General features: G+C 66.6%; 15 protein-coding genes and 1 riboswitch. Of the genes, 1 reads left to right on the top strand and 14 read right to left on the bottom strand.

Going from position 1 to position 16104, the window contains the following annotated elements:
* From IG122_RS12475 to IG122_RS12425, 11 genes are all read right to left on the bottom strand, one after another.
* Positions 1-1017, bottom strand: a complete 1017-nt coding sequence (locus tag IG122_RS12475; RefSeq protein WP_193183966.1) for an NAD(P)-dependent oxidoreductase — start codon at positions 1015-1017, stop codon at positions 1-3.
* A 92-nt stretch (positions 1018-1109) separates the two neighbouring features.
* Positions 1110-1649 (bottom strand): hypothetical protein, encoded by a 540-nt coding sequence (locus tag IG122_RS12470; RefSeq protein ID WP_193183964.1) that lies wholly within the window; start codon positions 1647-1649, stop codon positions 1110-1112.
* 10 nt (positions 1650-1659) lie between these two features.
* A complete protein-coding gene (locus IG122_RS12465) occupies positions 1660-2874 on the bottom strand; it encodes an agmatinase family protein (RefSeq protein ID WP_193183962.1) in 1215 nt (404 codons plus the stop codon).
* On the bottom strand, positions 2858-3622 hold the full coding sequence (locus IG122_RS12460; RefSeq protein WP_193183960.1) for an ABC transporter ATP-binding protein: 765 nt from the start codon (positions 3620-3622) through the stop codon (positions 2858-2860). Before IG122_RS12460 ends, IG122_RS12465 begins: the two co-directional genes overlap by 17 nt.
* On the bottom strand, positions 3622-4443 hold the full coding sequence (locus IG122_RS12455; protein ID WP_193183958.1) for an ABC transporter permease: 822 nt from the start codon (positions 4441-4443) through the stop codon (positions 3622-3624). Before IG122_RS12455 ends, IG122_RS12460 begins: the two co-directional genes overlap by 1 nt.
* Positions 4444-4464: 21 nt before the next feature.
* Positions 4465-5538: a putative urea ABC transporter substrate-binding protein gene (locus tag IG122_RS12450; RefSeq protein WP_193183956.1), complete on the bottom strand. Its 1074-nt coding sequence runs from the start codon at positions 5536-5538 to the stop codon at positions 4465-4467.
* Positions 5539-5650: 112 nt separating this feature from the next.
* Positions 5651-5756, bottom strand: a riboswitch (guanidine-I (ykkC/yxkD leader).
* Between the two features lie 150 nt (positions 5757-5906).
* Positions 5907-6779 (bottom strand): DMT family transporter, encoded by an 873-nt coding sequence (locus IG122_RS12445; protein ID WP_226893615.1) that lies wholly within the window; start codon positions 6777-6779, stop codon positions 5907-5909.
* The gene (locus IG122_RS12440) at positions 6776-7711 is read right to left on the bottom strand and encodes a bifunctional helix-turn-helix transcriptional regulator/GNAT family N-acetyltransferase (RefSeq protein ID WP_226893547.1); all 936 of its coding nucleotides are present in this window, start codon (positions 7709-7711) and stop codon (positions 6776-6778) included. Before IG122_RS12440 ends, IG122_RS12445 begins: the two co-directional genes overlap by 4 nt.
* A gap of 90 nt (positions 7712-7801) precedes the next feature.
* Positions 7802-9253: an inorganic phosphate transporter gene (locus tag IG122_RS12435; RefSeq protein WP_193183952.1), complete on the bottom strand. Its 1452-nt coding sequence runs from the start codon at positions 9251-9253 to the stop codon at positions 7802-7804.
* 110 nt (positions 9254-9363) lie between these two features.
* Positions 9364-10284 (bottom strand): sugar kinase, encoded by a 921-nt coding sequence (locus IG122_RS12430; RefSeq protein ID WP_193183950.1) that lies wholly within the window; start codon positions 10282-10284, stop codon positions 9364-9366.
* Positions 10281-10925, bottom strand: a complete 645-nt coding sequence (locus IG122_RS12425; RefSeq protein WP_193183948.1) for a bifunctional 4-hydroxy-2-oxoglutarate aldolase/2-dehydro-3-deoxy-phosphogluconate aldolase — start codon at positions 10923-10925, stop codon at positions 10281-10283. The genes IG122_RS12430 and IG122_RS12425 overlap by 4 nt, the downstream gene beginning before the upstream one ends.
* A gap of 108 nt (positions 10926-11033) precedes the next feature.
* Here IG122_RS12425 and IG122_RS12420 point away from each other — a divergent pair, with 108 nt between their 5' ends.
* The gene (locus IG122_RS12420; RefSeq protein ID WP_193183946.1) at positions 11034-11792 is read left to right on the top strand and encodes a phytanoyl-CoA dioxygenase family protein; all 759 of its coding nucleotides are present in this window, start codon (positions 11034-11036) and stop codon (positions 11790-11792) included.
* Between the two features lie 3 nt (positions 11793-11795).
* On the opposite strand, the gene pcaB is transcribed toward IG122_RS12420, so the two are convergent.
* The 3 genes from pcaB to IG122_RS12405 form a co-directional block, all read right to left on the bottom strand.
* On the bottom strand, positions 11796-13145 hold the full coding sequence (gene pcaB / locus IG122_RS12415) for a 3-carboxy-cis,cis-muconate cycloisomerase (RefSeq protein WP_193183945.1): 1350 nt from the start codon (positions 13143-13145) through the stop codon (positions 11796-11798).
* 38 nt (positions 13146-13183) lie between these two features.
* Positions 13184-14983 (bottom strand): TRAP transporter permease, encoded by a 1800-nt coding sequence (locus tag IG122_RS12410; protein ID WP_226893546.1) that lies wholly within the window; start codon positions 14981-14983, stop codon positions 13184-13186.
* 63 nt (positions 14984-15046) lie between these two features.
* On the bottom strand, positions 15047-16015 hold the full coding sequence (locus IG122_RS12405; RefSeq protein ID WP_193183943.1) for a TAXI family TRAP transporter solute-binding subunit: 969 nt from the start codon (positions 16013-16015) through the stop codon (positions 15047-15049).
* Positions 16016-16104 lie beyond the last annotated feature (89 nt).

Genomic DNA, 16104 nt, shown 5'->3' with positions numbered 1-16104 from the left:
TCAGCCGCCCGAGAGCAATCTCATGGCGCGCTGTTTCGCCGGCTCCCAGGCCGCCGGGTTGACGATGTCTTCCGGACGTTCTCCGGAAAGCGCCTGCAGCATCTTCGTCGCCACGGCCATCGCGCTGCCGGACATGAAGCTCTGCGTCAGCCCGCCGACATGCGGCGAGAGCAGAAGATTGTCCAGCGACAGCAGCGGATTGTCCGGGCCGACCGGTTCGACCTCGTAGACATCCAGCGCGGCGGCGCGGATCCAGCCCTCGGTCAGCGCCTTCAGGAGCGCGTCCTGGGAGACGATCTTGCCGCGCGCGGTGTTGACCAGACAGGCATGCGGCTGCATCTGCCGGATTGTCGTCTCGTTGAACATGTGCCGGGTCTCGTCGTTGAGCTCGGCATGGACCGACACATAGTCCGCGCGCGACAGGACCTCTTCGAGTGTCGGGCAGAGTTTCGCGCCGACGCCGGCGGCATGCTCCTCGGACACATAGGGGTCGTAGGCCAGCACCGTCATGTTGAAGGCGGCGGCGCATTTACGTGCCATCTCGGTCCCGATCTGTCCAAGGCCGACGATCCCCAGAACGCCGTCCTGCAGATCGCGGATCGTGTTGTGTTTCTGCAGCCGCTCCTGCCAGCCGCGCCCCGCGCGCATCATCGCGTCGTGCTCGCGTCCGTGCCGGGAGAGGCCGAGCAGCATGAAGAGCGCGTGTTCCGAAACCGGCACCTTGCCGAAGCCCGGATTGTTGCAGACGATGACGCCGCGCGCGGTCGCCGCCTCGACATCGACCGCATCGGTGCCGCGCCCGGACGTGTGGATGATGACCAGGTCCTCCGCCGCCTCGATCACTTCGGCGTCGGCAAGGTTCGGGTAGCGCGGACTGATCGCCTGCGCGGACCGTGCCGCTTCGAGGAGTGCGCGGCGATCCGGCGCGGGCAGCACCGTAAGCTCGCTCCGCGACGCCAGATGCGACTCTCCATCGGGGTGGTAGAGGTGACCGATCAGAAGGACTTTGGGCGGCATGGACTGTGAACTCCGGGACGCGCGGCGAACTTGCCGTGTCCCATGATTCCCAGAAACGCCGCCCGGTACAAGCGACCCTGCGGTGCGGCCGTTCAGTGCCCGCCGGCAGCGTCCGTGTCGTCCGCTTCCAGTGCCTTGGCTTCCGTCAGTGTCAACGTCACGATCCGGTCGCCGGCAAGATAGACGAAATCGAGGCGGTCCCGCCGCGAGGTCATGCGCGCCGGAAGCGGAGCGTAGCGGAAGCTATCGCCGCCGAGATGCGGCGTCACCGTGCCGATATCCGTGCCCTGGTGCTGCTCGACGCGGAGCAGGTGCAGGCGTGTTCCGTCCGCCCGCTTCCCGGTGAAGGGAACGTTGGCGAGACGGAGGAAACTGGTCGGATCGCTGGCCGCGCCGAAGCCCTCGGCGAAGGCCTTCTCGACCAGATCGAGATCCTTCTGCTCGTCGCTGATCGCCTCGCCATGTCCGTGATCGTGGGCGCCGTGGGGCAGGTGCGGTGTTTGCCACTGGGACGCGCCCTGCGGCGGGCTGTTGTGCCCGTGCCCGTGCTGGTGGTCAGGATCATGCGAATGGTTGTGATCGTGGGGATGGTCGTGAGGATGATGGTGATGGCTGTGCGGATGCTTGTGCATGGCGTCCTCCTCAGAACGAGACCGGCTTGTCGATGATCGCCTTGTGGGCGCCCATCTTGCCGTGCGCGACGAGCGAGCCCATCGCCTCGACCGCGACCCGGCAGCCGAGCAGCGCGGTGATGTCGGAGGTGTCGTAGGGCGGGCTGACTTCGACGACTTCAAGGCCGCAGATGCCCTCCGCCGCGATCAGGCCGAGCAGCTTCAGGGCCTCGCGGGGGAGGAAACCGCCGGGCTCCGGCCAGCCGGTGCCAGGAACGAAGCCGCAATCCACGCTGTCGATATCGAAGGAGAGATAGACTGCGTCCGCGTCCTTCCAGGCGAGCTCCAGTGCGATCTCCGCCGTGCGCTCCAGGCCGAGCTGCTCGATATCGTTGATGGTCAACACGTTGGTGTTCTTCTTGAAGGCCTGCTTGACGCCGGGGCGCGGCACCTGCCAGCCGCCGATGCCGAGCTGCACCAGGTTGGTCGCCGGCACGTTGTCCATCTCGGTCGCCCAGTACCAGGGCGTGGTGTGCATGCGCTCGTCGAGATCCTTTTCCTGGATGTCGATATGGCGGTCGAAATGGATGATGCCGATCCGCTTGGAGGTGCATTGCGCGATGCCGCGGACGCACGGAAAGCCGATCGAATGGTCGCCGCCGAGCATGATCGGCAGGGCACCGGAGGAGAAGATGTGCGAGACGCCCCTTGTGATCTGGTCGAAGCTCTTCTCCAGGTTCGCCGGGATGGTGAAGACGTCGCCCGCGTCACAGAGCGTCATCTGCTCGCGAAGATCGACGCCCATCTCGTAGTTGTAGGGCGTGTAGAGCGCCGAGATCCGCCGGATGCCCTGCGGTCCGAAGCGGGTTCCCGGCCTGTAGGTGGTCCCGGAATCGAAGGGAATGCCGACGACGGCCGCGTCGTATTTCGCCACGTCGCGGACATTCTCTACGTAGGGGGCCTTCAGGAAGGTGTTGATGCCGGCGAAATGGGGCAACTCACCGCGGGCGAAGGTCGGAATCGACTTGTCGGTCAGACTGTCCGAGCCGGGTAGACCCATCTCCAGCGCCCATTTCTGCTCCTGGCGCCAGCCGTCTGCCGAGAGTTCGGCTTCGGCTACCAGGGCCTTCCAGCCCTGCATCTCGCGCTTGTTGAAATCCGGGTGGTGAAAGCGCCGGTCGTTCCGTACGGGATCGGAGGCACCGGCACGGCGTGCGCATCTGCGTCCGTTACTGGATGTCAGCATCGGGGTCTTCCTTTGGCAGGTTGTCGGGAAAGGCGGAACCGTCGGCGGCCAGGTCGTAGGTGATCGTGGCGCCGTAGGCGTTGGGGAATTGCGGGTCGATCCGGACCTTGTCGAAGGCCAGCACCCTTGTGCCGAGCTTGAAGGCTTCGGATAGGTCGTGGGTCACCATGAAGATCGTCATGCCGTGTTCGCGCCAGAGCTCGAGCAGCAGCTCGTGCATCTCGACGCGGACGCCGGGATCGAGGGCGCCGAAGGGCTCGTCGAGCAGGAGCAGGCGGGGCCGTTTCATCAGGGCCTGGGCGATCGCGAGGCGCTGCTGCATGCCGCCCGAGAGCTGCGCCGGGTAGCGGTCGCGGGCGGGGGCGAGGCCGGTGCGCTCCAGCAATCCGTCGGCCATGCGTTCGGCCGCTATGCGCCGCTCGCCGACGGCCCGCGCCAGAACCGGGCTGGCCTCGAAATCGTGGGCGAGGAGCAGGTTTTCCCGTGCGGTCAGGTGCGGGAAGACGGAGTAGCGCTGGAAGACGATGCCGCGCTCCGGCGTCGGTTCCGGCGGCAGCGCCTCGCCGTCGAGCAGGATCTCGCCGCGGCTCGGCGCTTCCTGGCCGAGCAGCAGGCGCAGGAAAGTGGACTTCCCGCAGCCCGAGGCGCCGACGATGGCGCAGAAGGCGCCCTCCTCGACCTCGAGATTGACGCGCTCGAGCACCGGCAGGTCGCCGTAATCTTTCTCGAGCCCCCGCACCGCCAGCATCAGAAGGATTCCCCGGAAAGATGGGCCCAGCGGAACAGTCGCTTCGAGCTCTTCAGCAGGGCCCGGTCGAGGAGGAAGGCGATCAGCGTGATCCAGGCGACATAGGGCAGGATCACGTCCATCGCGAGATAGCGCCGGACGAGGAAGATCCGGTAGCCGAGCCCCTCGGTCGAGGCGATGGCTTCGGCGGAGATCAGGAAGATCCAGGCCGGCACCAGACCAAGCCGGATCGCGGTGAAGAGCTTCGGCCAGATCTGCGGCAGCACCACGCGCAGGATGATCTGCCATGTCGAGGCGCCGAGAGTCTGGGCCTTCACCAGCAGCTCGGCCGGCAGTTCGGCGACGGCGAGCGCGATGGCCCTGATCATCACCGGCGCGGTGCCGATGATGATCAGGGCCACCTTCGAGACCTCCCCCAGCCCGGCGGCGATGAAAAGGATCGGCAGCACGGTGATCGGCGGGATGAGGGAGAAGGTGGCGATGAAGGAGGAGAGCAGGGCGCGCACATTCGGGATCAGCCCGATCGGCACGCCGAGCAGGAGGGCGAGCAGGGCCGAGATCCCGATCCCGACGCCAAGCCTCGAGAGGCTCGCCGCCGTGTCCTTCCAGAGCAGCAAATCGCCGGACCGGCGGTCGGGCTCCGCCGCCATGCGCCAGAAGGCATCGCCCATGCTGGCGAGAGAGGGCAGCAGCTTGTCCTGCGGATTTTCCGCCAGCCGCACCTCGCTCGCCGAGACATAGAGAATGAGGATCGCCACGAAGGGCAGGGCGGCCAGCAGGAAGCCGGCCGGCCGCGAGACCTTCTGGTTGATCAGGCGCATGGCAGGGCGACCCGGGGCGGCCTAGAGCTTCCCGGCGGCGGCCATCGCCATATAGGATGGATCGAAGCGGAGCTTGATGTTGCCCGTGTCACCGAGGGTCTTGCCCCCGGGGAATGCGATCCCGACGAAATCGACACTGGTCGCGCCCTCTCCGAGGATGCCCTTCTCGAACAGGAACTTGCGCACGAAGTCCATGGTCGTGATCAGCGCAGGGGCCTCGGTGAAGGCGACGGCCTCCGCGGGGGAGAAGAACATCGCGGTGGAGGCGAGCTGGTCGTCATAGCCCGCGAGATCGGTCCCGGAGGCCTTGGCCATCGCGGTCCGCATGTCCACGCCGGCGGAATCGCTCTTCGACATGATGGACATCATCTCGTACCAGGCGCCCACCAGCGCCTTGCCGAAGTCCGGGTTGTCCTTCAGGACCTCGGTATTGACCATCATGATGTCGATGATCTCGCCCGGGGTCTGGCTGCTGTCGAACACCTTGGTGCTTTCCGGCATGCCGGCGATCTCGGAGAGCAGCGGGTTCCAGGTGACGACGGCGGAAACGTCCGGCGTGCCGTAGGCGGCGATCATGTCGGCGTCGGAGGTATTGACGACGGTGAGGTCCCTCTCCGCGAGGCCGATGCTGTCGAGCGCCCGCACCAGCAGGTAATGGGAGACGGAGAGCTCGACCAGGTTGACGGTCTGGCCCTTGATGTCGGCGAGCTCTTTCTTGCCCTTCAGCACGATGCCGTCATTGCCGTTGGAATAGTCGCCGACGATCAGTGCGGTGGTGTCGACACCGCCGCCCGACGGGATCGAGAGCGCGTCCATGTTGGTCATGGTGCAGCCGTCGAACTCGCCCGCCGTGTACTGGTTGATCGACTCGATATAGTCGTTGATCTGCACGATATCGACGGAGATGCCGTATTTGTCGGCCCATTTCTTCATCAGACCGGAATTCTGGATCTCGCCCCAGGGCATCCAGCCGACATAGATCGACCAGCAGACCTTGAACTCCTTCTTCGGCGCGGCCTCGGCGCCCGGCGCTGTCAGCAGGACCGAAACGGCGAAGGCGGCGGAAAGCATCTTCAGAAACGAATGGCGAAACATGTGACGGCTCCTTTCAAAGCGATTGGTCAAAGGCTCCCCCAAGGAGCCGCTGTCGCCTGGGCCGCCGAGCACATAACCGGGAGAGATTTGCGCTCGGCAAACCTGTGCAGTGATCTCCCGGGATTTTGCCCCGCCGTGTCTCCGGCCCTGTCACCTCGCCGGAGTGCGTCTCTCGGACCAGCGCCGCGATTGCGGCCGGAACCCTAGACGCGCTGCACAATCTCCATGCTGCACGGGCCGTGCCAGATGGTCGCCTTAAGGTAATTGTCTGGAATCAAACACTTTCAATGCGTGTGGCGGGCAATGCGAATTTCCCGCGGCGCCGCATTTTTGGTCAGGCTCATGCTGCAGTGCTCAATATCCGGGCATCACCTTGTGGCGACGATGAGCCCGAGAACGACCGTCGCCGTGCCGAGCGCGGTGGCGGGCGTGAGCGGCTCGCCGAGCAGCAGGACGCCAAGAACTGCGGCCGTCACCGGACTGAGCGAGAGGAAGACCGTCACCTTCGTCGGCGAGGCATGTTTGAGGGCGCCGAGCCAGAGCAGATAGCCGGCGCCGCTGGAGAGCCCGATGAAAAGCACCGATGCCCAGCCGAGCCCGTCGAGCACGGGTGGCGCGCTGAAAAGTCCCTCCGGCCAGGAAAGCGGAGCCAGGAAGAGGACCGAGGCGGACATGGCGATGGCGCCGACCCAGAGGGTCGGGCATCGCCCGAGATAGGGGCGGTAGAGGACGGAGCAGACCGCGCCGCAGAGCGCCGAGCCGAGCACCGCAAGAGCACCGATCCATTCTTCCTCGCCGGCGGGCGAGAAGATCGCCTCGCCGAGCGCGATCCCGACACCGGCGAGGGCCAGCAGCACGCCGGCCGACTTCCGTCTGGTCAGGCTTTCGCGGCCGAGCGCGGCGGCGACCAGCATGGTGAGCAGGGGGAAGGTCGCGAAGAGCAGCGCCGCCCGCGTCGCCGACATGTGGCGGAGGCCGAAATTGAGCAGCGCGATGAGCAGGCCGAACTGGACGATGCCGAGCAGGGCCACGGCCAGGGCATCCCGTGGCGCGATCCGCGGGCGGCCGGAGGCGATCAGGAACGGGACGAGGCAGAGCACGGCGAGCGCGTAGCGCATGCAGGCGAGCGAGGCGGGGCCGACCTCGCCCGCGACGTAGCGGGTCGCCACCATGGCGGCACCCACCTGCACCCCCGTCACCGCCGCGGCGGCGAGGGCCCACCCGGAACGGTCGGTACTCAGAGCTTCAGATCCCAGTTCTGGCCGACCAGATCCTTGCCGAAGGAGTGGTGGCGCTCCTCCTCGACCAGCTTGAAGCCGGCGGCCTGGTAGATGCGGCGGGCGGAGACGAGGATGTCGTTGGTCCAGAGCGTCAGCGTCCTGTAGCCCTTGGCGCGGGCGAAGAGGATGCATTCCTCGACCAGCTTGCGGCCGATCCCGAGGCCGCGCGCGGAGGCCTCGACGAAGAGCATGCGCAGCTTCGCTACCTCTTCGTCCTGGCGCACGACGAATACGCTGCCGACGACCTCGCCGTTCCGCTCGGCGATCCAGCAGCGCTCCTTCGCCGGGTCGTACTTCTCGATGAAATCGGCGGCGATGCGCGCCACCAGGGCCTCGAAGGTGATGTCCCAGCCGTATTCCTGGCTGTAGATCTCGGCCTGGCGCCGGATCACCTGACCCATGTCGCCCGGCCGCGGGTCGCGCAGGATGAAGGGCGCATCAGTCGGGGAGAGGCCGCCGAGTGTCGCCTGGATGCGGGTCATGGATTTCAGCAGAGCCGTGCGCTCGCTCGTCGGCAGCGGTTCGATCAGGGCGCGGATCTCGTCGCGTGAGGCCTGCTCGAAGGGACGGAAGACGGTGTGGCCCTCGTCCGTCATGGAGAGGATGCTCTGACGGGCATCGTTGTCGGAAGGTCGCCGCCGGATCAGGCCGCGCTTCTCGAACTTCTTCAGCATCCGGCTGAGGTAGCCATTGTCGAGCCCGAGATCGCGGGCGAGTTCCGTCGCAGTTACCTCGTCGCGGTGCGCCAGCTCGTAGATCACCCGCATCTCGGAGAGAGAATAATCGCTTTTCAACAGCCCTTCGTTCAGCAGGCCGATCTGCCGCGTGTAGAATCGGTTGAAGGCCCGGACGGCATCGATCTGGGGCAGCAGGTCATCCGTCGCATCAGGCATGGCAATCCTCCATTTGATTGCCACCGTCATCTATTTATTTGACTTTGTCAACTAAATGAAAATTTAGGCGAGGCCCGCACTTCGTGCAGGTCAGAGATCGAGCAGGAAGGAAACCAGGGCGAAGAGCGCGCCGGATATCAGCGCGGCTGCCGGGAAGGTGACCGCCCAGGCAATGAGGATGCGGGCAACGTCGCCGCGCCGGATCAGCAGCCGGCGGCGCTTCAGCTTGGCGCCCTCCTGCAGGACGGCTTTCTCGGCATCCTTCCGGGCCCGGAATTCTCGGTAGATGCCGATCCCGAAGATCGCGCCGACGGCGATCTGCGTGGTGCTGACTGGCAGGTCGATCCACGACGCCATCGTCACCGTCGCTGCGGTCGCCATGGCGACGGAATAGGCACGCACCGGGTTGATCTTGGTGATCCGCATCGCGACGATCCGGACCATCGGGCTGCCGAAGAGCAGCAGGCCGAAGGCGAGGCCGAGCGCGCCGACCAGGAAGATCCAGAGGGGAATACCGGGGGCGATCGCGAGGTCGGAGGTCGCCTGGACATGCAGGATCGCGGTCATTGGCCCCGCGATATTCGCGATGTCGTTGGCGCCGTGGGCGAAGGCGAGAAAGGCGGCGGCTGCGATCAGCGGTACGCGGAACAGCTTGCGCACGGTCTGCGGACGGTTCGCAAGGCCCATCGACGTGCGGCGGATGTAGGGGCCGGCGAGCGCGAGAGTCGCGATCGAGGCGGCCAGCACCGTCGTGACCAGCACCGGCTTCGTCGGCTGCCAGAGATTGCCCAGCCCCTTGTTGATCAGGAAGAGTGTGAAGAGGGCCGACATGGCCGCGACCAGGATCGGGATCCAGGTCCGTGCCGCGCGGACCTTGTCCTGCACGCTGAGCATTTCGCGCTTGATGAAGGCGAGAATGACGATGGCGACGAGGCCGCTCGCCACGGGGGAGACGAACCAGCCGAGCGTGATGGCGACAATCTCGCCCCAGTTGATCGCATGCACGCCGAGGGCGAAGAGACCGACTCCGACGATGCCGCCGATGATGGCATGGGTGGTGGAGATCGGAGCGTGCAGCAGGTTCGCGGCATTAACCCAGAGCGCGGCGCCGGCGAGTGCCGCCGCCATGCCGAAGACGAAGCCGGTCGGGTCGCGCACCATGTCCGGATCGACGATGCGGAAGGCGATCCGTCCGACGATATGGTCGCCGGCGAGGAGCGCGCCGGCGATCTCTGCGCCTGCCGCAAGCAGCAGGGCGGCGCCGAGTGGCAGCGCGCGGGCGCCGACCAGCGGGCCGACGGAGTTCGCCACGTCGTTCGCGCCGACATTGGCCGCCATGTATCCGCCGAGCAGGGCGACGGCGCCGGTGAGGACGGCGTCCTCCGGCGTTCCGTTCACGTAACCGATCAATGCCGCAGTGCAGGCGAGCGCGATCGTCACCAGAAAGAGCTGGATCGGCGGGAGAACGGACGGGTGACGCGGGCCGCCGAGAAGCAGCATCCGTCCGAGAGGCGCTTCGGGCGCTGTGCTGTCGCCTTGCATGTCCATGATCCGTAATGCGTGCTGATCAACAACCGCAAAGCGGGACTGATCGGATCTGATTGTAACGGAAGCGGACCGGCGCCGTGTAGACCTAATCGTCTATACAAATTTCAGCTTTGGTCGAGCAGGGTCTCGACTTTTTCGCGTCTCGGCATCGGCTCGACCGCGCCGTAACCCTGGGTCGCGAGCGCCGCCGCCGCATTGGCATAGAGCGCCGCACGGAACGGATCGCCGGTGCGCAGGTACTCCGCGAGAAAGCTGCCGTCGAAGGTGTCGCCCGCGCCGGTCGCGTCCCTTGCCGCGACCGGACGTCCCGGGATCCGCTGTCGTCCGTCTGCCGTTGCCACAAGGCACCCTTCCGCCCCGAGAGTCAGCGCGACGATGCCGGCGCCGAGTTCGAGATAGAAATCCGCGATCTCGTCCGGTTTCTCCTTGCCGGTCAGTGCGACGGCGTCGTCGAGCCCCGGCAGGGCGATGTGCGCCTCGGCCATTGCTGCATGTATCACCGCGCGGGCGCGGTCCAGCGGCCAGAGCTTCAGGCGCAGATTGGGGTCGAAGGAGACTTTCACGCCGGCCTCCTTCGCCAGCGCGATGGCTGCGAAGACGGTGTCGGCGGCGCTCGCGGAGATCGCCTGGCTGATCCCGGACATGTGCAGGATCTTCGCGGCGCCGATCATCTCGCGCGGGAGGAAATCCGGTGTCATCCGGCTTGCGGCGGAGCCGGCACGGAAATAGCTGAACTGGTGCCCGTCGGGACCGTGGGTGACGAAATAGATCCCGGTATGCCCGTCCTCCGCCGCCTCGACGCCGCGCATGTCGACGCCCTCTGTCTCCCAGAGCTCCCGGAAGCTCTCGCCGAAGGGATCGCGTCCGATGCGGGTGAGGTAGCCGACCGAGGCGCCCTGCCGGGCCGCCGCGATGGCGGCGTTCGAGGTGTCGCCGCCATGGCCCGCGAGATAGCGTCCATCCCGCTGCTGGTTGAATTCCAGCAGCGGCTCGCCGAGGCAGAGCAGGTCGGGATAAGCGCTCATGAGGCGACCGCGGCGAAGGCGCGGGCGACGGCATCGCGGATCGGCGCCGGGTCGTTCGCCTTCAGGGCCGCGACCGAAACCAGCTCACCGCCCATGCCGAGGCAGAGCGCGCCGGCCTCGAGATAGGATTTCGCGGTTTCGGGAGAGACGCCGCCGGTCGGCATCAGCGGGATCTCCGGATAGACCGACTTCACCGCCTTCAGGAAACCGGGTCCGCCGCATTCGCGGGCTGGGAAGATCTTCACCAAAGTCGCGCCCTCGGCCCAGCGGGCCTCGACCTCGCTCGGCGTGGCGGCTCCGGGCAGATACGGGATACCGAATGCCCTGGCGGCTTCGGCAACTCCGGCGGCGGCACCGGGCGAAACCAGGAAAGCGGCACCGGCATCGGCCGCCGCTTTCGCCTGCTCCGCCGTGCGCACCGTGCCGGCGCCGATCAGCGCGTCCGGTGCGGTGCGGGCGAAGGTCTCGATGACGCGGTGCGCATCGGGCGTGGTGAAGGTCAATTCCAGCGTCTGCATACCCGCGTCCAGCAGCCATTCGCAGGCGCGGATCGCGAGATCCGAGGTTGGCGTCCGGATCACCGGCACCACCTTCAAGGCCGCAAGGCGCGTCCGGAGCGCTTCGCCACGATCAATCGTCATTGTCAGTTCCCCCACTCGAATCCCGCAGACTCTCCATCATTCCGCGCGCCGGGACAAGCATGGCGGTAGGCGCTAAGCTCGTGGAAAAAGGTATCAGGGGAGGATGCCATGCTGACCAAAGACCAGGTCGCCCGCTACCACGAGGATGGCTATGTCATCCCGGATTTCCGTCTCTCGCCGGACAAGCTGGAGCGGATCAAGCAGCTCCATGCTGCCCTGCTGGAGCGCCATCCCGAATTCAAGGATTACTGCAACGCCCTGCTCGACTACGAGCCGAGCTTCCGGGAGTTCGCCGAGGATCCGGAAATTCTCGACATGATCGCGCAGGTGATCGGCCCTGACATCGCGCTCTGGAACATGAGCTTCTTCGCCAAGCCGGCGCATGGCGGCAAGCGCACGCCCTGGCACCAGGACGGCGAATACTGGCCGATCCGTCCGCTCGCGACCTGCACGGTCTGGCTCGCGGTGGATGCGGCGACGCCGGAGAACGGCTGCCTGAAATTCATCCGCGGCTCGCACAAGGACCAGCGGCTGAAGGCGCACAACCGGACCGACGCGACGGACGTGACGTTGAACCAGGAACTCGATCCCTCGACCTACGACGAGGCGGAAGCGGTCGATCTCGTGCTGGAACCCGGGCAGATCTCGCTGCACGACGTCTATCTGCTGCACGGCTCCGAGGCGAACCATTCGGACAAGCCGCGCCGCGGCATGACCATGCGCTTCATGCCGACGACGAGCCTCTTTGACCGCGATCTCGCGAAACAGAAGGCCGAGGCCCAGAAGGTCCGCGACCAGTCGAAGCAGAAGGTGTTCCTGATGCGCGGCTCTGACCGGACAGGCCGGAACCTGTTCGAGAATGCCTGAGCCTCAGCCGCGCCGTTTCAGCAGTAGGCGGCGCACCATTTCCGGCGCCTCGCCGAGATAGTTCTCCGGCTTCGTCAGCGCCTCGACCGTTCCCCGGTCGAGCGTGTCGGAAATCGCCTTTTCCTCCATCAGCGCGTCGAGGAACGTCGCCTCTCCGGCGAGCGCCTTGCGGCAGCAATCGTAGACCACGTCATGGGCGACCTGGCGGCCGATATGGGGGGCGAGGCCCATCATCACCGCTTCTGCGACGATCAGGCCCCTGGTGGTGTCGAGCACCTTGCGCATGGCGTCCGGGCGCACTTCCAGGCCCTCCAGCACTTCCGCCGCGGCGGCGAGCCCGCCGGAGGCGACGATGAAGGCGGTCGGCAGGGCGTGCCATTCGACGTGCCATTGGCCGGTGGCTCGCTCGTGGTCCTGCACCATGGCGTCGAGCATGGCGCTGTGCTGCTCGCGCACGATCTTGGAGGAGGCGAGCATCATCTCCGAGGAGATCGGGTTGCGTTTCTGCGGCATGGTCGAGGAGGCGCCGCGTCCGGCGACGAAGGGCTCCAGCACTTCGCCCGTTTCCGTCTGCATCATCAGCATGATGTCGTAGCCGATCTTGCCGATGGTCCCGGTGACGAGCGCGAGGAAGCCGGTGACTTCGGCGAGCCCGTCGCGGATCGTGTGCCAGGTGATGTCCGGCACACCGAGGCCGAGCTCCTCCGCCAGCGCCGCCTGGGTCGCGAGTCCGTTGCCGGAGAGCGAGGCCAGCGTCCCGGCGGCGCCGGAGAACTGCACCACCTCGACCCGGGGACGCAGTTCCTTCAGCCGCTGCAGGTGCCGGTCGATGGCGGAAAGCCAGGTTGCCGCCTTGAAGCCGAAGCTGACGGGGAGGGCATGCTGCAGATGGGTGCGCCCCGCCATCGGGGTTTCCGCATGCGCCTCTGCGAGTTTCGCCAGCGCGGCCGCGATCCGCTCCAGATATTCCTCGACGATATCGAGCCCGGCGCGGACCTGCAGCACGTCGGCCGTGTCCATGATGTCCTGCGTCGTCGCGCCCCAGTGGCAATATTGCCCGAGCCCGTCCGGTGCCCAGTTCGAAAGCTGTTCGACGAGCGGCAGGATCGGGTAGCCGACGATCTGGGTGCGGGCGGAGAGCCGCTCCATGTCGATCCTGTCGACGTCGGCGGCCTCGGTGATCGCCTTCGCCGCGTTCTCGGGGATCAGCCCGAGTTTCGCCTGTGCCCGCGCCAGGGCGGTCTCGACGTCGAGATAGAGGCCGAGGATGGTGCTGTCGGCGAAGAGGCCGCGCATGTCGGCGGTGCCGAACATGTCGCCGTAGATGGCGGATTTCACGACGATCGAGGACATGGGAGAGGCTCCGTTTGCTTGGACGGGAGGAGACTAGATCAGATACCGAAGGCGAAGACCACCGCCACACCTGCGGCGAAGGCGGCGAGGGCGCGCAGGCCGGCTTTGATGTTTACGAGCCCCCAGCTCATCAGCGCGAGACCGACGCCGAGCTTGAGGAAGGCGCCGAGGGCGAAAACCGGCGTTTCGGTCAGCGCGATCAGCGCCGGGTTCGCGACAATGCCGAGCGGGACGATATAGAGCCCGATCCCGAGCCGCATGGAATGGCCGGCGACCTGCAGCCAGGGCGCGTCCGCCATCCCTGCGGCGATGAAGACCGTGCCGCAGACCGGCGGCGTGATGGTCGAGAGCAGGGCGTACCAGAAGACGAAGAGATGCGCCGTCAGCGGCGGCAGCCCGAGTTCCTGCAGGGCCGGACCCGCGACCGAGATGCAGATAACATAGGCCGCCGTCGTCGGCACCTCCATGCCGAGGATCAGGCAGGCGAGCGCGGTCAGAAGCAGCGCCGCCCAGAGCTGGCCGCCGGAGAAGGAGAGGATCGCCGAGGTCACCTTCACGCCGAGCCCGGTCATGTTCAGCACGCCGATGATGATCCCGGCGCAGAGGATGATTGAGGCGATCATGGCGATCTGCCGGGCGGCGTCGATGCTGGCGGTGGTGACGCGCTCCCAGGTGACGCGGAGCCCGGCGAAACCGTCGGTGTTCAGCGGCAGCATGGCGGCGGCGGTGAAGATCGCGATGCCGGCCGCATATTGCGGCGTGTAGCCGGTGCCGAAGAGCACGATCAGCAGCGCGCCGAACGGAATGGCGAAGAAGGGCAGCGTGGTCAGCACGGCGCGGCGGTCCGGGATTTCGGTCTCGTCCATCGGCCGTAGGCCGTTGCGCGCGGCGAACCAATCGATGCCGAACCAGACGGCGAGGAAGAAGAGGAGGGCCGGCAGGATCGCGGCGGCGACGATGACGTCGTAGGTGGTCGAGAGCAGCTCGACCATGACGAAGGCGCCGGCGCCCATCAGCGGCGGCATGATCTGCCCGCCGGAGGAGGCGACCGCTTCGACCGCGGCGGCGAGCGAGCGGGGATAGCCGAGCCGCTTCATGGTCGGGATGGTGAAGGCGCCGGTCGAGGCGACGTTGGCCGAGGCCGAGCCGCTGATCGAGCCGAAGAGGGCCGAGGCGAGCACGGAGACCTTGGCCGCCCCGCCCTTGAGGCGCCCTGCGAGCCGCGTCGCCACATTCATGAAGCCGGTGCCTCCATGGCCCGCGCCAACCACGGCTCCGAGCACGATGAAGACGGCGACGACGTTGACCGAGACGCCGGTGAGCGGGCCCCAGAGCCCGCCTTCGGCGATGGTCAGGGTCCCGAGCAGGCTGTCGAAGGGCAGGCCCGGATGGCCGAACTCTCCCGGCAGATGCTGACCGAAGAGGCCGTAGAGCAGGGCGATCACCGCCAGCGACGGGAGCGCGAGCTTGACCGCGCGGCGGGCCATCTCGAGCACCATCAGGAGGATCAGGATGCCGCCGAGCCGCTGTATCCAGCCCTCGGTATAGCCGTACTGGTCGCCGAGCGCGTCCGCATGGAGCGCGATATAGAGGCAGATCGCGATGCCGGCTCCGGCGCAGAGCCATCCGGTGGCGCGCTCGAACAGGCTGCCGCGCGCGCCGATCACGAAAACCCAGGGCAGCGCGAGCGCAAGGTGCAGCGGCCGGACGACGAGGTTCGGCAGCAGTCCGGTGAAGATCAGGGTGACGTGAAAGCCGACCGAGAGGAAGGCGAGTAGGGTGACGACGGCGGTCGCGATGCGCGGCGCGGCGCTCCGGTCGTCTGCGGGCATGGACATTTGCGGGGACCCGGTCGGGTGGGAAGATCGGCGGAAGGCGCCGGAGCGCCTTCCGCCAGAATGTTATTTGATCGCGTCGGGAACCGCGATTCCGGCTTCGGCGTAGTAGCGCGCCGCGCCCGGATGCAGCTTGCCGATTACGTTGGCGAGCATCTCCGGCTTGACGCCGTTCCACCACTTGGCGCTGTTGGCCATGTCCGCCTTGGCTTCCCAGAAGGCCTTGGTCAGGGTGTAGGCGTCATCGTCGCTCATGTTGGTGGTGCTGTAGGCGACCACCGGCAGCGAGGTGGTGGTCACGTCGTAATCGACGCCCGGATAGGTCCCGGCCGGGATCACCAGCTTGGTGCGCTTGGTCATCTTGACCTGATCGTCCGTCATCGAGAGCAGGCGCACCTCGGTGCCGGCGGCGGCCTCGATCACGTTCGGGGCCGGATAGGAACCGGCGGTGGCGAAGCCGTCGACCTGGCGGTTTTTCAGGGCGGGGACGGCGGAGTTGAGTTCCGCGTCGACCAGCTGGACCTTGCCGGTCAGGCCGAACTGCTCGAAGTTCGCGGCCGCTTCCTTGGCGCCGAAGCTGCCCTTGCCGATGATGAAGCTCTTGCCGTCGAGGCCTTCGAAGCTCTCGACGCCGCTGTCGGCGCGGACGACGAAATGCATGGTCAGCGACGGGATTGGGAAGAGCGCGCGGATGCCGGAATAGTCGCCGTCACCCTCGAACATCTTCTGGTTGCCGGTGGCCAGCTTGACCAGCGCCGGCGGGGTGGTGAAGACGTAGTTGCCCGGGCGGCGTGCCGCTTCCTTGACGTTCTGCACCGAACCCTGGCTTTCCTCGACGGTCAGCACCATGTTGCCGCCGGTCGCCTTCTTGACCGCTTCGGCGACCTGCACCGCCATCTGATAGTAGGACGAGGTCGATTTCGCGGACTTGTAGGTCACGCGGGTTTCGGCCGTTGCCTCCGGCGCGAAAAAGGCCGGCGACACGATCGCGGCGGCGAGCAGGCCGGAGCAGAGCAGCTTTCCGAATTTGGTCATTTTTCCTCCCGGGAGATCAGCTTCGTTAGGTCGAGTGGTAAGCATCTTGCGGGTCCCGGGCAATAGGCTTATCGGGATGGGTGCCGTGC

Source organism: Nisaea sediminum (genome assembly GCF_014904705.1).
GTDB lineage: Bacteria > Pseudomonadota > Alphaproteobacteria > Thalassobaculales > Thalassobaculaceae > Nisaea > Nisaea sediminum.
This window is presented reverse-complemented; position numbering and strand designations above follow the sequence as displayed.

Coding starts and splice junctions, on each gene's coding strand:
- IG122_RS12420 (WP_193183946.1), top strand. CDS start 11,034: ATGCTGACCAAAGACCAGGTCGCCCGCTACCACGAGGATGGCTATGTC.
- IG122_RS12440 (WP_226893547.1), bottom strand. CDS start 7,711: ATGCCTGATGCGACGGATGACCTGCTGCCCCAGATCGATGCCGTCCGG.
- IG122_RS12455 (WP_193183958.1), bottom strand. CDS start 4,443: ATGCGCCTGATCAACCAGAAGGTCTCGCGGCCGGCCGGCTTCCTGCTG.
- IG122_RS12425 (WP_193183948.1), bottom strand. CDS start 10,925: ATGACGATTGATCGTGGCGAAGCGCTCCGGACGCGCCTTGCGGCCTTG.
- IG122_RS12465 (WP_193183962.1), bottom strand. CDS start 2,874: ATGCTGACATCCAGTAACGGACGCAGATGCGCACGCCGTGCCGGTGCC.
- IG122_RS12475 (WP_193183966.1), bottom strand. CDS start 1,017: ATGCCGCCCAAAGTCCTTCTGATCGGTCACCTCTACCACCCCGATGGA.
- IG122_RS12450 (WP_193183956.1), bottom strand. CDS start 5,538: ATGTTTCGCCATTCGTTTCTGAAGATGCTTTCCGCCGCCTTCGCCGTT.
- IG122_RS12460 (WP_193183960.1), bottom strand. CDS start 3,622: ATGCTGGCGGTGCGGGGGCTCGAGAAAGATTACGGCGACCTGCCGGTG.
- IG122_RS12405 (WP_193183943.1), bottom strand. CDS start 16,015: ATGACCAAATTCGGAAAGCTGCTCTGCTCCGGCCTGCTCGCCGCCGCG.
- IG122_RS12435 (WP_193183952.1), bottom strand. CDS start 9,253: ATGCAAGGCGACAGCACAGCGCCCGAAGCGCCTCTCGGACGGATGCTG.
- IG122_RS12410 (WP_226893546.1), bottom strand. CDS start 14,983: ATGTCCATGCCCGCAGACGACCGGAGCGCCGCGCCGCGCATCGCGACC.
- IG122_RS12470 (WP_193183964.1), bottom strand. CDS start 1,649: ATGCACAAGCATCCGCACAGCCATCACCATCATCCTCACGACCATCCC.
- IG122_RS12430 (WP_193183950.1), bottom strand. CDS start 10,284: ATGAGCGCTTATCCCGACCTGCTCTGCCTCGGCGAGCCGCTGCTGGAA.
- pcaB (WP_193183945.1), bottom strand. CDS start 13,145: ATGTCCTCGATCGTCGTGAAATCCGCCATCTACGGCGACATGTTCGGC.